Origin of the sequence: Duganella guangzhouensis (genome assembly GCF_009674535.1) — a bacterium.
GTDB lineage: Bacteria > Pseudomonadota > Gammaproteobacteria > Burkholderiales > Burkholderiaceae_D > Rugamonas > Rugamonas guangzhouensis.
Window position 1 is genome coordinate 1 of sequence record NZ_WKJK01000021.1, and the last position, 17,325, is coordinate 17,325.

A 17,325-nucleotide genomic window follows, 5' to 3' on the forward strand; every position below is an offset into this window, starting at 1 on the left:
GCGAACGCACGCAACGCCCCAATCGCCGCCGCCACGCCGGCCGGACCGGCCGCAGCCACCGCGCCGCCTGGCGCGGCTGCCGCCCCATCCGCAGCACCGGCAAACTCATCCAAAGCCGCCAAGCCATGAATACCTCGCCTCCCTCCCAAGCTCCCTTCGATCCCACCTCCGGCAACCGGCTGGAACGCTTCGTGTTCGGCTACCGCCGCGCGCTGCTGGCGGTTTGCCTGCTGATCACCATCGTGCTCGGCTGGCAAGCCAGCCACATCGTGCCCAACGCCAGTTTCGACGGCATGCTGCCGATGAATCACCCCTACCTGCAAAACTACCTGGCCGAACGCAAGAAACTGGTCTCGCAAGCCAACAGCCTGCGCATCGTGGTCGAGCACAAGGGCAACGGCAGCATCCTCGACAAGGACTACCTGGACACCCTGCGTCACATCAACGACGACGTCTTCCTGCTGCCCGGCGTGGTACGCGGCCAGCTGAAATCGCTGTGGACGCCATCCACCCGCTGGACCGCCGTGACCGAGCGCGGCTTCGAAGGCGGCACCGTCATCCCCGACGACTACGACGGCACGCCCGCCGGCCTGGCCCGCGTGCGCCTCAACATCGAACGCTCCGGCGAAGTCGGCCAACTGGTCGCGCGCGACTTCCAGTCCAGCGCCCTGATCGTGCCGCTGGCCGAGCGCGACGAAGACGGCAAGGAACTCGACTACGCCACCCTGTCGCAACGACTGGAACAGCTGCGCGCCAAATACCACTCCGACAGCATCGAGATCCACATCACCGGCTTCGCCAAAGTCGCCGGCGACCTGCTGGAAGGCCTGGTGCAAGTGCTGCTGTTCTTCGCGCTGGCCGCCGCCATCGTCACCGCCATCGTCTACTGGTACACCCGCTGCATCCGCAGCACGCTGCTGGTGGTGACCTGCTCACTGGTGGCCGTGGTATGGCAACTCGGCCTGCTGCCGATGCTGGGCTACGCGCTCGACCCGTACGCGGTACTGGTGCCATTCCTGGTGTTCGCGATCGGCATGAGCCACGGCGCACAAAAAATGAACGGCATCATGCAGGACATCGGCCGTGGCATGGACCGCCTGGTAGCCGCGCGTTTCACCTTCCGCCGCCTGTTCATGGCCGGCTTCACCGCGCTGGCCTGCGACGCCGTCGGCTTCGCCGTGCTGATGATGCTGGACATCCAGTCGATCCGCCGCCTCGCCATCACCGCCAGCCTGGGCGTGGCGATCCTGGTCATCACCAACCTGATCCTGTTGCCGGTGCTGCTCAGCTATACCGGCGTCAGCGCCAAAGCGGCGCAGCGCGCCACCATGGCCGACAGCGACATGAGCGACGGCCCAACGCTGTGGACCTTCCTGTGCAAATTCACAGAATCGCGCTGGGCCATCGGCACCATCGCCGTGGCGGTGCTGCTGGGCTTCTACGGTCTGTACGCCAGCAAAGCGCTGCAAGTGGGCGACCTCGACGCCGGCGCGCCGGAACTGCGGCCACAATCGCGCTACAACGTCGACAACAGTTTCCTGACCCAGCACTACAGCACCAGCAGCGACGTGCTGGTGGTGATGGTGCGTACCCCGGTGCAAGGCGCCATGAAGCAAGCGGTGCTGGAACGGGTGGATGATCTGGAATGGCGTCTGCGCCAGGTGGAAGGCGTCGAGACCACGCAATCGGTGGCCTCGCTGGCGCGCCAGACCGCAGTCGGCATGAACGAAGGCAATCCGCGCTGGTACGAGCTGCAACCGAACCAGGCGGCGCTGAACACCGCCAGCTCGCGCGCGCCGCGCAGCATGGTCAACAGCGACTTCTCGCTGCTGCAATTGCAGGTCTACCTGACCGACCACAAAGCCGCCACACTGCGCCGCGTCAGCGAAGCGGTGGAAGCTTTCGCCAAAGAGAACGACAGCCCCGACGCGCAATTCCTGCTGGCCGCCGGCAACGCCGGTTTCGAAGCTGCCACCAACGCCGTGGTCGAGAAAGCCAACCATGAAATGCTGTTGCTGGTGTATGGCGCCGTGCTGGTGCTGGCCTATGTCACCTTCCGCGACTGGCGCGCGGTGGCCTGCGCCATCCTGCCGCTGATGCTGACTTCGGTACTGGCGGAAGCGCTGATGGTGTGGCTCAACATCGGCCTCAAGGTCGCCACCTTGCCGGTGGTGGCGCTGGGCGTGGGCATCGGCATCGACTACGCGCTGTATGTGCTCAGCATCATGCTGCAGCAGATGCGGCTCGGCCTGTCGCTGGCGCAAGCCTATCACCGCGCGCTGCTGTTCACCGGCCGTGTGGTGATGCTGACCGGTGTCACGCTGGCGCTTGGCGTGGCGACATGGGCGCTGTCGCCAATCAAGTTTCAGGCCGACATGGGCGTGCTGTTGGCGTTCATGTTCATCGTCAACATGATCGGCGCACTGGTACTGCTGCCGGCGCTGGCGCGCTTCCTGTTGAAGCCGCCCGCGCTGGCGCAGGCTGAGCAGTCCGTACCTCAGACCAAACTCAAACGTGCAGTATGACGCCAGGTATGACCCCGGTTCCAAGGTTGCGGCTGTATGTGGAGCATCAGCAGGATGAGGATTGGTTCGTCCACGTCGGCCATGTGGCCAATCGCGGCCGCTGGCGCATTGAGCCGCATATTCATCCCGAGTATGGCCAGCTGATCTTCGTGCGCGAGGGGCGCGGCGTGGTGGAACTGGAAGGCATGCGGGTGCCGTTCGCCGGCCCCTGCGCTCTGCTGCTGCCGACTGACTGTGTGCATGGCCTCGATTACGAGGTCGATCAGGACCGCTGGGTGGTGACGATTGAAGTCAGCTACCTGGCGCAGATTAGCGGTCGGCTGCCGGAGTTCAGCCAGTTGTGGACCGGGCCGCGCATCATTCCGCTGTCCTACAATCCGGAAGTGGAGCGTGAGTCTTACCAGTTGATTCGTCGGCTGGAGCAGGAGATGCTGGCCAACGCCAGTGGCCGCGCCGCCGCGCTGGAAGCGCTGCTAACCCTGCTGCAGATTACACTGATCCGCGCCATGCCGGACAATCAGTTGCAGGAACACGGCAGTCCGGCCAGCCAGCGCCAGGCCGAACGCTTTCGCGATCTGGTCAATCAGCATTACGGGAAGAATCTGCGCTTGCAGGAGTATGCGGAGATGATGTCGGTGTCGGTGACGCAACTGCGGTCCGCCTGCACGGCGGCGCTGGGACAGAGCCCGACCAAGGTGATACATTCGCGGATTGTGACCGAGGCCAAGCGCAGCCTGATCTTCAGTGATCTGCCGGTGGAGCAGATCGCGTTCCGGCTGGGCTTTGACGACGCGGCGTATTTCACCCGCTTCTTCCGCCGCGAAGTTGGGCAAACGCCCAGCCAGTTTCGGACTACTGCGAAGAATTAACGCAGCCGCCCCGCCATTTCGCCCGCCGGGCGAAATGGCGGGTACTTTTTAGGTCGCTGGCACGTACAGCGGCATCGAATCTTCCCACTTGCTATCGGTCAGGATGCGCTTGTTGCTGCCATCGGCATTCATGATGTAGATCTGGCCGTACTGCTGGAAAGTTTGCTCGTACAGCGCCGCCTCGTCGCGGAAGCCGTGCTGCGAACCGCTCCACATGATGCGCCCATCCGCTGCCCACACCGCGTGACCATCGCTGGACTCGTGGTCGGTGGCACGGAACAAATCGCTACCGTCCGGACGAATGGTGTAAACATCGTAATTGCCATCGTCACGACGACGAGTGAACACGATGCGCTTGCCATCCGGCGACCAACCCGGCAGATTGTCGAAGCCTTCGGTCAGCACGCGAATCTGGCGGGTTTCCAGATTCAGAATCCGCAAGCCCTTCTCCTTCTGGCTCCACACCCGATACACCAGTTCCTTGCCATCGCCCGAATAGCTCGGGAAGCCCGAGTGCAGCGTGCCATCGGTCAGCTGCTCGGCACCCGTGCCATCGCGACGCACGCGCCACAGCGCTGCGGTCATGGTGTTGCGCTCAGCGAACCAGTAACCCAGGCCGAAGGAGATCCACTCGCCATCCGGCGACCAGCACGGCTGGAACGCGCCGGCCAGGCCCATGCGCACCTTGGCTTCTTCCAGGCCACGGCCCGACGATTCGAATACCTTGCGCTTTTCGGAGCCGTCCGGACGCATCACCCAGATCGAGCTGTTGCCGGTCTGCTTGTCGGTGTAGACGATCCAGCCATCGCGCGACATCAGCGGATAGACGTCGATGTGCTTGTAGTCCCACTCCGGGTCCCAGCTGAACAGCGGCTTCAGCAGCGGACGCACCGGCTTGAACGCGACTTTCTCGTAGATGACCGACTTGCCATCCGGGGTCCAGCTCGGCGAGCGGATAAAGGTCTGCTTGACCGGTGCGCGGCCCGAGGTGTACGCCAGACCTTCGTTCGGACCGTACTTAATCAGGTAGCCGATTTCGCTGCTGCTGATGTATTGCGGTTGCAACTTCAAATCGGTGCCGGTGGTGTGCTCGACGCGGTCCTTGCCGGTCGCCACGTCCACCGAAACGATCTGCGAGTACGCCTTGCCGATGTAATTCGGACGACGCGCACCCCAAGTGGCTTCCACCGTCATTTCATAGAACACGATCCGCTTGCCATCCGGCGACCAGCTTGGCGAGCCCAGGCAATAACCCTTTTTGCTGATGACCTGGCGGAAGCCGCTGCCATCCGGACGGATGATGTAGATGCTCAGTTCCTGCGTATGCTCCCAGCCCTGGCCCTGATCGTGGCCGGTCCATTCGGTATTGCGGTCGCTGGAGAAGGCGATCCACTTGCCATCCGGCGACCAGGTCGGGCGGAAGTAGCAATCCGGCTTGCCTTCGGTGCCCTTGACCTTGCCAATGCCGGTGATTTGCTTGACCTTGCCACTGGCCATGTCGCGCACCCAAATGTTGGCGCGGTAGCCGTTGGCGGTGGAGACGAAGGCCATGGTTTTGCCGTCCGGCGACAGCACGCCAGCGTCTTCCATCGAATCGGTGTTGACCAGCGCTTCGATGCCACTGCCGTCGGCGCGAGCGCGGTAAATGTCCGACTGGCCGTCAGCGCGGCGCTCGGAGGTGAAGACCAGCCACTTGCCGTCGCGCGACAGCGTAGCGTTGTAATCGAAAGCGGAATCGGTCAGCAGCTTGCGTTCATTGCTGCCGTCCAGGTTGGCAATGTACAGTTCGGATACCGACGGGGCGATGCGGTTCATCAGCATCACGCCCTTTTTCTTCACTTCCGCCGCCTTGGCGATGGCCGCCAGGGGCAGTTGCGCCGCCACGGCGGTCGCCCCCATCAGGCGAAGGATATTTCTGCGATCCATGTGTGCTCCTAATCGTTGTTGTTTTGATCGGACAACCTTGCCGACCATAACAGACAGTATGGTCACAAGGCGGGCGCAAGTCCTTAAACAAAAGTGAAAATCGCTTGTACTTTTGTGCGATCGGGGCCGATAAAAAGTGCCGGTGAATGTCATTTTTGTGCAGAGACGGCTTGCCGACCATCCACTATTCTCGCGGCATGAGACAATTTTCATCTATGGGCATCGCGCGGCGTCTGCATCTGGTTTCAGGTTTGCTGTCACTGGCGTTTGCCGGCGTGGCGATCTACGCCTATTTCAATCTGAACCATGTTACCCAACTGGCACGGCAAACCGACAGCCTGCGCGTGCCGCAGCTGCAGCGGGTGTCCGCCACCGAGCTGGAAGTCACGCGGGTGCTGCTGCTGTTGCGGCAATCCATCCTGGCGCGCAGCGACAAGGAACTGAAACGTCAGCTGGACGGCATCGGCGACAAGCGCCAGCTGATCACCACCGCCATGCAATCCTATCAGGATGCGCTGCTGAGCGACGCCGAGCGCGAGCGCTTTGCCAAAGTCCCGCAATTGCTGGAGACCTTCTGGTCAGTCGCCGCCGAGGATACGCGCTTGATCCAAGCGGGCCAGAAAGACGAGGCGCTGGCCTATCTGATGGACAAGACCGTGCCAGCCCGCACCGAGCTGCTGGCCGCCCTGCGCGCCGCCGTCAAGCTGCAGGAAGGCGCGCTGCATGACGACCTGGGCCAGGTGGTGGCCGAGGCGCAGCATACGCTGACCGTGCTGGTGATACTGGCCGCCGTCTCGATCGCCGGACTGGCCCTGCTGTCCTGGTATGTGACGCGGGTGCTGGGACGGCGCGTGGCGGCATCGCGCGCCGTGGCCGAGCGTGTGCGCGACGGCGACCTGACGGTGGCGGTGCGCGACGATGCTCACGACGAATTCTCGCCGCTGCTGGCGGCGCTGGGCGACATGCAGCACGCGCTGACGCGGGTGGTCAGCAATGTGCGCAGCAATTCGGAAAGCGTGGCTACGGCCAGCGCCCATATCGCGCAGGGTAGCCAGGCGCTCAGCGCGCGCACCGAACAGCAGGCCAGCGCGCTGGAGCAGACCGCCGCCACCATGGAGCAGTTGGGCGCGACGGTACGCAACAACGCAGGCAGCGCCATGCAGGCGCGCGAGCTGGCGGTCGGCGCCTCGGCGGTGGCGGCGCGCGGCGGTGAAGTGGTCGGCCAGGTGGTGCAGACCATGAAGGACATACAGGACAGCGCGGCGCGCATTGCCGACATCATCAGCGTAATCGATGGCATCGCCTTCCAGACCAACATTCTGGCGCTGAACGCGGCGGTGGAAGCGGCGCGCGCCGGCGAACAGGGGCGTGGCTTTGCCGTGGTCGCCAGCGAAGTGCGCAACCTGGCACAGCGCAGCGCGGTGGCGGCGCACGAAATCAAGGAACTGATTACCACCAGCGTGGCGCAAGCCGGGCAAGGCAGTGCGCTGGTCGGTCAGGCCGGCGCCACCATGGAGGAAATCGAGGCGGCGATCAGCCGGGTGACGGCGATCGTGGCTGACATCAGCGTCGCCAGCAATGAGCAAAGCAGCAGCGTCGGCCAGATCGGCCAGGCGGTAGCGCAGATGGATCAGGTGACGCAGCAGAACGCGGTGCTGGTAGACGAAAGCGCCACCGCCGCCGCCCAGTTGCGCGGCCAGGCGGCGCAACTGGTGCAGGCGGTGGCGGTGTTCAAGCACACGGCGGAGGCACGATGAGCAATCCGCTGCCCGCCAGCATGCGGCGCTACCTGGCCGCGCGCTTTCTCGGCGTGATGGGCAATAACATCATCGCGGTGGCGCTGGGCTGGCAGATCTATGACCTCACGTCCAGCGGCTGGTATCTGGGGCTGGTCGGTCTGGTGCAATTTGTGCCCGGCCTGGTGCTGACGGTGCCGGCCGGCATGCTGGTGGATACGGCCGATCGCCGCGTGGTGTTTTCGATCAGCCTGGCGCTGCAGTTTGTGGCGTCGGCAGTGCTGGCCTGGGCCAGTTATGCCGGTTGGGCCGGGCCACACGCGATCCTGATCGTGTGCGTGCTGATCGGCATCGCCCGCGCCGGCCAACTACCGGCGCAGCAGGCGCTGATTCCGATGCTGGTGCCGACCGCCGATCTGCCCAAGGCGATGGCGGTGAATGCCTCGATCAACAAACTGGCCATGGTCAGCGGCCCGGCGCTGGGCGGCTTTCTGTACGCCGGTGGCGCCGCGCTGGTGTACGGCGTGTGCGCGCTGGCGTTTGCCATCGGCGCCGCGCTGGCGATGCTGATCGTGCTGCAGACGATAGCGCGCAAGCGCGAGGCGATCAGTTGGAGCGCGATGTTTGCCGGCATCGGCTTCATCCGCCACAACCCGGTGATTCTGGGCGCGATGACGCTGGACATGTTCGCCACCCTGCTGGGCGGCGGCACCGCGCTGCTGCCAATGTTCGCGCGCGACATCCTGCACACCGGGCCGTGGGGACTGGGCCTGCTACGCGCCGCGCCGGCGGTCGGCGGCCTGGCCATGACGGCGCTGATGACGCGCTGGCCGCTGGAACACAAAGTCGGCCACCGCATGTATAGCGCGGTGTTCGCCTACGGCCTGACCACGATTGCGTTTTCGTTCTGCACCAGCATGACGGCGGCGCTACTGGTACTGACCTTGATGGGCGCGGCCGACATCGTCAGCACCGTGCTGCGCCATTCGGTGGTGCAGATCGAAACCGACGACGCGCTGCGCGGCCGCGTGGGCGCGGTGCATGCGACAAGCATCGTCACCAGCAACCAGTTGGGCCAGTTCCGCGCCGGCGTCGCCGCCGAGTGGCTGGGGCCGGTGGGCGCGGTGCTGGTCGGCGGCGTGGCGACGGTGGGCATCACCTTGCTGTGGGCGCGGCTGTTCCCGTCGCTGCTCAATCGCGACCGCCTGTTCCGTCCTACAATCTCTATTCAACCTGGAGTCAAAGCACAATGAAGCATATCCTCGCCGCCGCCCTGATGACCTTGACCGCCGGTCTGGCGCACGCGGATTGGGTCTACGTCGGGACCCAGGGCAATCAACTGCGCGCGCTGCACTTCGATCCCGCCAGCGGCAAGCTGAGCGATGCTGGCGCAGCAGCCGAAGGCTTGCGGCCGACCTGGACCACCGCGCATCCGCAATTGCCGGTGCTGTACACCACCGACGACCAGCAGGGTAAGGAAGGCGCAGCTGTGGCCTTCGCGATCAACCGCGCCACCGGCGCGCTGAGCAAGTTGAACAGCACGCCCAGCGGTGGCGGTGGCGCGACCTATCTGTGGCTGGATGCGCCATCGAACACGCTGCTGGTGTCCAATTACGGCGGCGGCTCGGCATCCAGCATCGTGGTGAATGCTGATGGCAGCCTGGGTGGCGTGGTGTCGACCATCAAGGCCACCGGCTCCGGGCCGCACAAACGCCAGACCAGCCCGCATGCGCATGCCGTCGCGGTCGATCCATCGGGACGTTATGCGCTGGTGCCGGACCTGGGCGTCGACCGCGTGTTCGTCTATCCGCTGGAGCGCGCCACGCACACCCTGAGCGCCGACGACGCCGGCCGCTCGTGGGTAGCGCCGGCAGGCACCGGCCCGCGCCACCTGGTGATCAGCGCCGATGGCCGCTACGTCTACGTGGTGAGCGAACTGACGGCCGAAGTCATCACCCTGCGCTGGGACGCGCAAGCGGGCCGCCTGACGCACGTGCGTAGCCAGCCGATCAGCAGCGAGGGCTTCAGCGGCACGCGCAGCGCCGCCGAAATCACGCGCAGCCCGGATGGACGCTTCCTGTACATCGAAGATCGTGGCGAGGGCACGCTGGTGGTGTACCGCATTGACGCCACCACTGGCGAGCTCGGCTTCGTGCAACGTCTGGCCAGCGGCGGCGACAATCCGTGGGGCATGGAGGTGCATTCTTCGGGACGCTGGCTGCTGGTCACCCACCAGCGCAGCGGCAGCGTCAATGTCTTCCGCATCGATGCCGCCACCGGCCAGCTGAGCGCCACCAGTGAAAGCGTGGCTGTGGCGGCGCCGGTCAACCTTACCTTTGTTTCAGAGGGGCGCTGACACGATCCCGCTCAGTATCAAATCCACGCCGGCCAGGAAGTCGGCGCGGTCATCGTGGGCGCGTAGTTGCGCGCCCATATCGCGGGTGAAGGGGAACTGCCCGGCATCCAGTTGTTCCCAGGCGCCCGCCACTTCATCAAGGAGCGCGGCGCGGTCGCCACCCAGCGCGCGGCCGATTTGCGCATTGGCCGCATTCTGTACGCTGACGCCCAGGATGTAGCTCAACAGCGCGGACACCACCGCAAACTGCCGCTGCGGCGGCACGCCCATCGCCCTCACCTGCTGGCCCAGCTTTTCAAGGATGTGCACCGTCGGTGACTGTAGCGGCGCGCGGGTCAGTGCCGATCCCACCCACGGATGCGCGTCGATGGTATCGAACAGGCCCAGCGCCACGGCGCGGATGCTGTCCTGCGGCGACGCCTGCTGCGCGGTGGCCTGTAGCGCGCGCGTCACCATTTCGGCGCAGGCCGTGGCCAGCAAATCGTTTTTGTTGGCGATGTGCCAGTAGATTGCGCCGGCGCCGGTCGCCAGCCGTTCGGCCAATGCGCGGAAGGTCAGGCCGCTTTCACCGCTGCTGTCGAGCAGCGCAATCGACTCTTCAATAATGCGTTCCCGCGTCAGCGATTGCTCGCGGCGCGGACTGCTTGCTGTGTTTTTCGCCATGGCCGCTATCTTGACACAGCGCGGCGACTATCGCAAAATCACAATGGAACAACGTTCCATTATTAAATAGACCATGAAAACACATATTGCGATTATCGGTGCCGGACTGGGCGGGCTGGTGCTGGCCCGCGTGCTGCACCTGCACGGCACTGCCGCCACCGTCTACGAAGGCGAAGCATCGGCCACCGCCCGCGCTCAGGGCGGCTTGCTGGACATTCACGACTTCAATGGTCAACTGGCGCTGAAAGCGGCCGGCTTGTATCCACAGTTTGAAGCGCTGATCCAGCACGGCGGCCAAGCCTCGCGCGTGCTCGACCGCCATGGCCAGGTGCTGTTCGAAGATGCCGACGATGGCAGCGGCGGTCGGCCGGAAGTGCAGCGCGGCGAGCTGCGGCGCATGCTGCTGGAGTCGCTGCCGCCCGGCACCGTGCAGTGGGGCCGCAAGCTGACGCAAGCCACGCCGTTGGGCGACGGCCGCCATCGACTGGAATTTGCCAATGGCACCAGCGTGGTCTGCGACCTGCTGGTGGGCGCGGATGGCGCCTGGTCCAAGGTCCGACCGCTGCTGTCCGATGCCACGCCGGTCTATACCGGCACCGCGCTGATTGAAACCTGGCTGCACGACAGCGACCGCCAGCACGCCGCCAGCGCGGCAATTGCCGGCGGTGGTTCCATGTTCGCGCTGGGCGACGGCAAAGGCATCCTGACCCACCGCGAGCCCAACGGCGTGCTGCACGCCTACATCGCGCTGCAACGCTCAGAGGAGTGGCTGGCGCGGATCGATTTCAGCGACACCGCCGCGACAGCGCGCATCGCCGCCGAGTTCGCCAGCTGGGCACCGGCGCTGACGGCCTTCATCACCGAGGCCGACAGCGTGCCCGTGCTGCGCAAGCTCCACACGCTGCCGCCGGATCATCAATGGCGGCGCGTGCCCGGCGTGACGCTGGTAGGAGATGCCGCGCATCTGATGCCGCCGTCCGGCGAAGGCGCCAACCTAGCCATGTACGATGGCGCCGAACTGGCCCAGGCCATCGTTGCACATCCTGGCGACATTGAAGCGGCGCTAACGGCATATGAACAGACGCTATTTCCGCGCAGCGCCCAAGCCGCCGCTGAGGCGGCGGAACTGCATGGCATCCTCTACGGCGAGCGCGCGCCATACAGTCTGGTCGAAATGTTCAGCGCCTGAGATTGTGGATTTTGATCTACATCAAGGATCGTTCACTTAGCGGCCGGAATCGGCGAAAAGTACCAAGCAATCGCATTTTTTTACCAGGACGTTTCCTTTTTTAAGCGGCACAGTGGCGCACAACGCTTTCATAAAAAGGAGACTGCCTGATGCGTAACAAACCTTTCATCGCCAGCATTGGCGCCGCGCTCGGCCTGCTGGCCGCCGCCCCGGTCATGGCCAAGGACGTATTGCTGTTCAACCGTATCGGTCCCACCAAGTCCGAACTGTATGTGGCCAATGCCGATGGCACCGGCGAACACAAACTGATAGCCACGCCGGGCTACGACTACAACGCCAAGTTTTCCGACGACGGCCAGTGGATCGTGTTCACCTCGGAGCGCCAGGGCTTGGGCCAGTCCGACATCTACCGCGTCAAGGCCGATGGCAGCGCGCTGGAGCGTTTGACCGACGATCCTGCCGTGGACGACCAGGCGGCGCTGTCGCCGGATAACCGCTATATCGCCTTCATGTCGGATCGTGGTTCGCACCGCGCGAATATCTGGCTGCTCGATCTGCAAACCCGCAAGCTGACCAATCTGACCGGCAAAGCGCCTATCCAGGGCGATCCAAACAAGCCGGATGGTTTCTATCGCCCATCGTGGTCGCCGGACGGCAAGTGGATCGCCTTCACCTCGGACCGCAACACCGAATGGAAATCGCACGACAAGGGCGCGGCCTGGGAGCACTTGCAGGAATTGTCGGTCTACATCGTGCACCCGGATGGCAGCGGCCTCAAGCGTCTGTCGCCGGAAGGCGTGATGACCGGCTCGCCCAAGTGGTCGGCCGATGGCAAGCAGTTGATCGCCTACCAGGGCGATGTCGAAGTCAGCTGGCTGTCGCGCGTGGACCAGTTGTCGATGAAGGCCACCTCGCAGATCGTGGCGATCGACGTCGCCAGCGGCCAGTCGACCGAGCTGACCTCCGGCCCCGGCGTAAAGCTGAATCCGCAATTCCTGCCGGATGGCCGTTTCGGCTACAGCACCAAGTCGGCCCAGACCACTGGCATCATGTATTCGGATGGCCCCAAGCCCTTCCCCGCCAATCTGCGCGAACCGTCGTGGCGCAAGGATGGCAAGCAAGTGATCTACGAGCGTATCGACAACCTGCCGATGGCGCAGAACACGCAGCTGTACAGCTGGGACCAGCAGTATGAATACCGCTACACTGATGTATTCCCGATGTTCGCCAAGGACGGCACGCTGGCATTGTCCGCCAAGGATGTCGACACCTCGCTGGTGACCATGAACGCCGATGGCAGCAATCGCCAGCTAGTGTTCCAGTCGACCACCAAGTGCGCCGCCGGCAAGAACCCATCCGGCCAGTGCGGCGATATGATCGGCGTGGCGCTGACGCCGTCATGGATGCCGGACAGCCAGTCGATCGTGTTCAGCTTTGGCGGTTACTGGCGCACACGCGACCAGAACGTGGCCAACGTCAAGCTGATCCACCGCGACGGCAGCGGCGTCGAGGATCTGACCTCGCCCACCTCCAACACCGGCTTCGCCAGCGTGTCACCGGACGGCAAGCGGATGGTGTACCGCTCGTGGGCCAAGGGCGACGAGGGCTTGCGCATCATGGATCTGGCCACGCGCCAGGTACGGGTGCTGACCAATGATTGGGACAATGTGCCGGGCTGGTCGCCGTCGCAAGACCTGATCGTGTTCACCCGCAAGCAAACGGACGGCAACTTCGACATCTACACCATCAAGCCGGATGGCAGCGATCTGAAGCGCCTGACCACCTTCCCCGGCTCCGATGCGCATGCGGTGTGGAGCTGGGACGGCAAGAAGATCCTGTGGAACAGCAGCGAATATGGCTTCAAGGACGAAGCGGCGCTGTATGACAACTCATTCCAGCCGTATGGCCAGGTGTGGGCGATGAACCCGGACGGATCGGGCAAGCAAATGCTGACCGACAGCCGCTGGGAAGATTCCATGCCGGCCTTTGCGCCACCAGCCGCGCTCCGCACGGCGGCGGAGCAATAAAAAAAGGCAGCCCAGGCTGCCTTTCTTGTTGGAGCGATCCGAACTTATACCGAGAACGAGGAACCGCAGCCGCAGGTCGAGGTGGCTTGCGGGTTCTTGATGACGAACTGCGCGCCTTCCAGGTCGTCCTTGTAGTCGATCTCCGCGCCCACCAGGTACTGGTAGCTCATCGAGTCGATCAACAGCTGAACGCCGTTCTTGACCATGGTGGTGTCGTCTTCGTTGACGATTTCGTCGAAGGTGAAGCCATACTGGAAGCCGGAGCAGCCGCCGCCCTGCACGAAAACGCGCAGTTTCAGATCGGGATTGCCTTCTTCTTCAATCAGTTGGGCCACTTTTTCAGCAGCGCTATCGGTGAAGATGATAGGCGCTGGCATTTCAGCAACAGCATTCATTTCTTACTCCTACGAGAAAACAATTAGAAGCCATTATAGACCTTGGGCGATTTTCCTGCTCCGCCCTGCTTCAAATTTGATGATAATACGCACAAAATCAAGGCGCTAGATCAAGGCAGCAGTGCAATTTGGGTCAGGCCGGTGGTTTCTTCCAGGCCAAACATCAGGTTCATGCACTGTACCGCCTGGCCGGACGCGCCCTTGACCAGGTTGTCCTGCACCACCAGCAGGATGACGGTGTCGCCATTGTCCGGACGGTGCAGCGCTAGGCGCAGCATGTTGGAACCACGGGTGGAACGGGTTTCCGGATGCGAACCGAACGGCATGACGTCGACGAAGGCGCTGTCTTTGTATTGCTCTTCGAACAATTTTTGCAGTTCTTCGTTGCTGATGTCCTTGGTCAGGCGCGCGTACAGCGTCGAGTGCATGCCGCGAATCATCGGCACCAGGTGCGGCGTGAAGATCAGATTAACCTGGTCCGAGGTGAATTTCTGCAGCTGGGCCTTGGTTTCCGGGGTGTGACGGTGACCGGCCACGCCGTAGGCTTTGAAGTTATCCGAGGATTCCGAGAACAGGGTGGCGATTTCGGCTTTACGGCCGGCACCCGACACGCCCGACTTGCAGTCGGCGATCAGCCCGGCGGCATCGATCACGCCGGCTTTCAGCAGCGGGTAGTAGCCCAGCTGCATGGTGGTCGGATAGCAGCCCGGATTAGCGACCAGATTGGCTTTTTGGATTTCTTCGCGGTTCAGCTCGGCCAAACCATAGGCGGCCTGCTCCAGCAGGTCCGGGCAGGTGTGCTCGATCTTGTACCATTTTTCAAAGACGGCCTTGTCCTTGATGCGGAAGTCGGCCGCCAGGTCGATCACCTTGACGCCGGCTTTCAGCAGCTCGGGTGCCTGCGCCATGGCGACGCCATGCGGGGTGGCGAAGAACACCACGTCGCATTTGCTCAGGTCGGCGTTTTCCGGCGACGAGAATTTGATGTTAACGCGGCCACGCAGCGAAGGGAACATATCAGCGACTGGCAAGCCGTCCTCTTTGCGCGAGGTGATTGCCGTCAGTTCCACATTCGGGTGGACTGCCAACAAACGCAGCAGTTCTACCCCGGTGTATCCGGTGCCGCCGACGATGCCAACTTTGATCATTGTTCTTCCTTGAAAATAAGAGTGAGGTGCCATTTTATCAGGCAACGACTACCGCCGCATGACAGTAGCCAGATGGAAAAAAAGCCGCCCGACACAAGGCCGGCGGCTTTTTCGGTGGTGCGCCGCAAGCAGCGCACCAGAGCGTAAAAATTAACGCTTCGAGAATTGTTTTGCGCGACGTGCTTTGCGCAGACCAACTTTTTTACGTTCAACTTCACGTGCATCGCGGGTTACGAAGCCAGCGCGTGCCAGGTCACCTTTCAGGCCCGAATCGTAATCGATCAGAGCGCGGGTGATGCCGTGACGAACTGCACCTGCCTGGCCGGACTCGCCGCCGCCGTGAACGTTGACTTTGATGTCAAAACGTTCAACGTTGCCGGTCAGTTCCAGAGGCTGGCGAATCACCATCAGGCCGGTTTCGCGCGAGAAGTACTCAGCTGCTGGCTTGCCGTTAACGATGATTTGGCCAGTGCCAACTTTGATGAACACACGAGCTACTGCACTCTTGCGACGGCCGGTGCCGTAATTGTAGTTACCGATCATGTCAGTTCCTTAGATTTCGAGTGCTTTAGGTTGCTGAGCAGCGTGCGGGTGCGAACCTTCGGCGTACACTTTCAGCTTCTTGATCATTGCGTAGCCCAGTGGGCCTTTTGGCAGCATGCCCTTGACGGCTTTTTCCAGAGCGCGACCTGGGAAACGCTGTTGCATTTTCAGGAAGTTGGTCTCGTAGATGCCACCTGGGTAGCCCGAGTGACGGTAGTAGGTCTTCTCGGTTGCTTTGGTGCCGGTCACGCGCAGTTTGCCTGCGTTGATGATGACGATGAAATCGCCGGTATCGACGTGAGGGGTGAACTCAGGTTTGTGTTTGCCGCGCAGTCGGAGTGCCACTTCGCTGGCAACACGTCCGAGGACTTTGTCCGTCGCGTCAATCACGAACCAGTCGCGCTGGACTTCATGTCCTTTAGCGGAAAAAGTTTTCATGTGATGACTTTCAAATAAGAAATTACCGCTCAAATGGTGGTTCCGCTAATCACAACAGCGGACTCGGCCTTTTTATTTACTTTCCTGAGCGAATGGAAAGCCCTCGATTATAAGTCAGCGATGACTGACGCGTCAAGCCGCATTTCGCCCGGAAGCGGCCTGCGGCGCGGCTTACAGGGAATTGTTGCGCGCGATGGCGCTCAGCACGGCCACGCTGGGCTTGGGCGTGCGCTGGAAGGTCTTGCGGTCCAGCGCGTGCAAGCCGAACTGCGGCTTGTAGCCGAATACCCACTCGAAATTGTCGACCAGCGACCAGTGCATATAACCCAGCACCGGCACGCCATCATCGATCGCGCGTTTGAGTTCGGTCAGCGCGGCGGGGATCAGGCGCGCCCGCTTGCTGTCGTCGGCGGCGTTGATGCCGTGCTCGGTGACAATCACCGGCACGCCGCTGACGGCATGCGCATGCCGCACCGCGCCAGCCAGCGAGGCTGGATAAATCTCGGCGCCGGCGTCGTTGGTGGCTATGCCGGCCGGCACCGGCAGCCGCCCTTTCGCATCCCACTCCGCACGTTCGTAATTCTGCACACCGACAAACTCATCGCCGCGCGCCGCTTCCAGCCAGGCACCGTATAGCTTGCGGCGCATGGCGTCGCGCAGACTATGCTCGCCCACCGCCTGGTCGTCGATGATGGCCAGGCTAACGCCAACCGGCAACTCCGGCCGCACCGATTTGATCGCGGCGCGGCCCGCCTTGTGCGCGGCCAGCAGGTTGGCCTGCACCACCTGCGGATCGGCCACGTACAGCGGATTGCCCGGCAGGAAGCGCGGCACGCCGTGCGCACGCGCGGCCGCCTCCTGCATCAAGCGGTCGGCATCCAGCAGGCGCGGGCCGATATCGCCCGGCAGCACCAGATCCAGCACGCCGGACAGATTCGGCTCGTTGAGCGTGGTGGCGTAGGCGATGCCGGCCGCCAGATGGCGCGCCGCGCGCTCGCAATAGCGGGCGAACAGCGCCGGCGCTTCGGCGTTCGACCAGCCACCCTGCGCCGCGAACCAGACCGGTGTGGTGAAGTGGTTGAAGGTGACCATCGGCTTGAGTCCACGCGCGTGGCAACCTTCAATCATTTGCCGGTAATGCTCCAGCATGGCCAACGAGAACTCGCCCTTGGCCGGCTCGATGCGCGCCCACTCCAGGCTGAAGCGATAGGTGTTGAGGCCCATGCCCTTGACCAGATCAAGGTCGGTCGCCCACAGCGCATAGCTGTTGGCGGCGTCACCCGACGGTTCCGCATACACGGTCGGCTGCGCGTGCTCCATGGCCCACACATCGCTGTTGCTGTTGTTGCCTTCGACCTGATAGGCGGCGGTGGCCGCGCCCCATAGAAAGCCCGGCGGAAAGCGCGGGTTGAAGGCGGCGGCACGCGCCGCGCCAGGCAGCGTCATGACGCCGGCACCGGCCGCGATGGCACCGAGAAAATGACGACGATTCAGCATGTCCGCTCCCCTC

At 63.3% G+C, this 17,325-nt stretch carries 14 protein-coding genes; 7 read left to right on the forward strand and 7 right to left on the reverse strand.

Going from position 1 to position 17,325, the window contains the following annotated elements:
- Positions 1-125: 125 nt before the first annotated feature.
- Both GJ699_RS28495 and GJ699_RS28500 read left to right on the forward strand, forming a co-directional pair.
- Entirely contained in the window at positions 126-2,525 is a 2,400-nt protein-coding gene (locus tag GJ699_RS28495; RefSeq protein WP_154382900.1) for an efflux RND transporter permease subunit, read from the forward strand.
- Positions 2,526-2,533: 8 nt separating this feature from the next.
- A complete protein-coding gene (locus GJ699_RS28500; RefSeq protein ID WP_229262347.1) occupies positions 2,534-3,394 on the forward strand; it encodes a helix-turn-helix domain-containing protein in 861 nt (286 codons plus the stop codon).
- Between the two features lie 48 nt (positions 3,395-3,442).
- Here the strand turns inward: GJ699_RS28500 and GJ699_RS28505 are convergent, their stop codons facing one another.
- Positions 3,443-5,320 carry a TolB family protein gene (locus GJ699_RS28505; RefSeq protein ID WP_154382818.1) on the reverse strand — a complete coding sequence of 626 codons (1,878 nt, stop codon included), beginning with the start codon at positions 5,318-5,320 and terminating at the stop codon, positions 3,443-3,445.
- 215 nt (positions 5,321-5,535) lie between these two features.
- Here GJ699_RS28505 and GJ699_RS28510 point away from each other — a divergent pair, with 215 nt between their 5' ends.
- The 3 genes from GJ699_RS28510 to GJ699_RS28520 are packed head-to-tail and all read left to right on the forward strand — an operon-like array spanning position 5,536 to position 9,412.
- Positions 5,536-7,077 (forward strand): methyl-accepting chemotaxis protein, encoded by a 1,542-nt coding sequence (locus GJ699_RS28510; RefSeq protein WP_229262348.1) that lies wholly within the window; start codon positions 5,536-5,538, stop codon positions 7,075-7,077.
- A complete protein-coding gene (locus GJ699_RS28515; protein WP_154382820.1) occupies positions 7,074-8,309 on the forward strand; it encodes an MFS transporter in 1,236 nt (411 codons plus the stop codon). Before GJ699_RS28510 ends, GJ699_RS28515 begins: the two co-directional genes overlap by 4 nt.
- Positions 8,306-9,412, forward strand: a complete 1,107-nt coding sequence (locus tag GJ699_RS28520; protein WP_154382821.1) for a lactonase family protein — start codon at positions 8,306-8,308, stop codon at positions 9,410-9,412. Before GJ699_RS28515 ends, GJ699_RS28520 begins: the two co-directional genes overlap by 4 nt.
- Here GJ699_RS28520 and GJ699_RS28525 read toward each other — a convergent pair.
- Positions 9,398-10,075 carry a TetR/AcrR family transcriptional regulator gene (locus GJ699_RS28525; protein WP_154382822.1) on the reverse strand — a complete coding sequence of 226 codons (678 nt, stop codon included), beginning with the start codon at positions 10,073-10,075 and terminating at the stop codon, positions 9,398-9,400. The two genes, GJ699_RS28520 and GJ699_RS28525, sit on opposite strands and share 15 nt — an antisense overlap.
- Before the next feature lie 73 nt (positions 10,076-10,148).
- Between GJ699_RS28525 and GJ699_RS28530 the strand changes: the two genes are divergently transcribed.
- Both GJ699_RS28530 and GJ699_RS28535 read left to right on the forward strand, forming a co-directional pair.
- Entirely contained in the window at positions 10,149-11,264 is a 1,116-nt protein-coding gene (locus tag GJ699_RS28530) for an FAD-dependent oxidoreductase (RefSeq protein ID WP_154382823.1), read from the forward strand.
- A 149-nt stretch (positions 11,265-11,413) separates the two neighbouring features.
- Positions 11,414-13,291, forward strand: a complete 1,878-nt coding sequence (locus GJ699_RS28535; protein WP_154382824.1) for a TolB-like translocation protein — start codon at positions 11,414-11,416, stop codon at positions 13,289-13,291.
- A gap of 44 nt (positions 13,292-13,335) precedes the next feature.
- On the opposite strand, the gene erpA is transcribed toward GJ699_RS28535, so the two are convergent.
- The 5 genes from erpA to GJ699_RS28560 all read right to left on the reverse strand — a co-directional run bounded on the left by erpA (position 13,336) and on the right by GJ699_RS28560 (position 17,312).
- Positions 13,336-13,686 carry an iron-sulfur cluster insertion protein ErpA gene (erpA, locus tag GJ699_RS28540; RefSeq protein WP_135199647.1) on the reverse strand — a complete coding sequence of 117 codons (351 nt, stop codon included), beginning with the start codon at positions 13,684-13,686 and terminating at the stop codon, positions 13,336-13,338.
- Positions 13,687-13,796: 110 nt separating this feature from the next.
- Positions 13,797-14,834 carry an N-acetyl-gamma-glutamyl-phosphate reductase gene (gene argC / locus GJ699_RS28545; RefSeq protein WP_154382825.1) on the reverse strand — a complete coding sequence of 346 codons (1,038 nt, stop codon included), beginning with the start codon at positions 14,832-14,834 and terminating at the stop codon, positions 13,797-13,799.
- A gap of 150 nt (positions 14,835-14,984) precedes the next feature.
- The gene (rpsI, locus tag GJ699_RS28550) at positions 14,985-15,377 is read right to left on the reverse strand and encodes a 30S ribosomal protein S9 (RefSeq protein WP_154382826.1); all 393 of its coding nucleotides are present in this window, start codon (positions 15,375-15,377) and stop codon (positions 14,985-14,987) included.
- A 9-nt stretch (positions 15,378-15,386) separates the two neighbouring features.
- Positions 15,387-15,815, reverse strand: coding sequence for a 50S ribosomal protein L13 (rplM, locus tag GJ699_RS28555; RefSeq protein ID WP_056157909.1), 429 nt, complete (start codon positions 15,813-15,815; stop codon positions 15,387-15,389).
- Between the two features lie 171 nt (positions 15,816-15,986).
- The gene (locus GJ699_RS28560) at positions 15,987-17,312 is read right to left on the reverse strand and encodes a glycoside hydrolase family 1 protein (RefSeq protein WP_154382827.1); all 1,326 of its coding nucleotides are present in this window, start codon (positions 17,310-17,312) and stop codon (positions 15,987-15,989) included.
- Positions 17,313-17,325 lie beyond the last annotated feature (13 nt).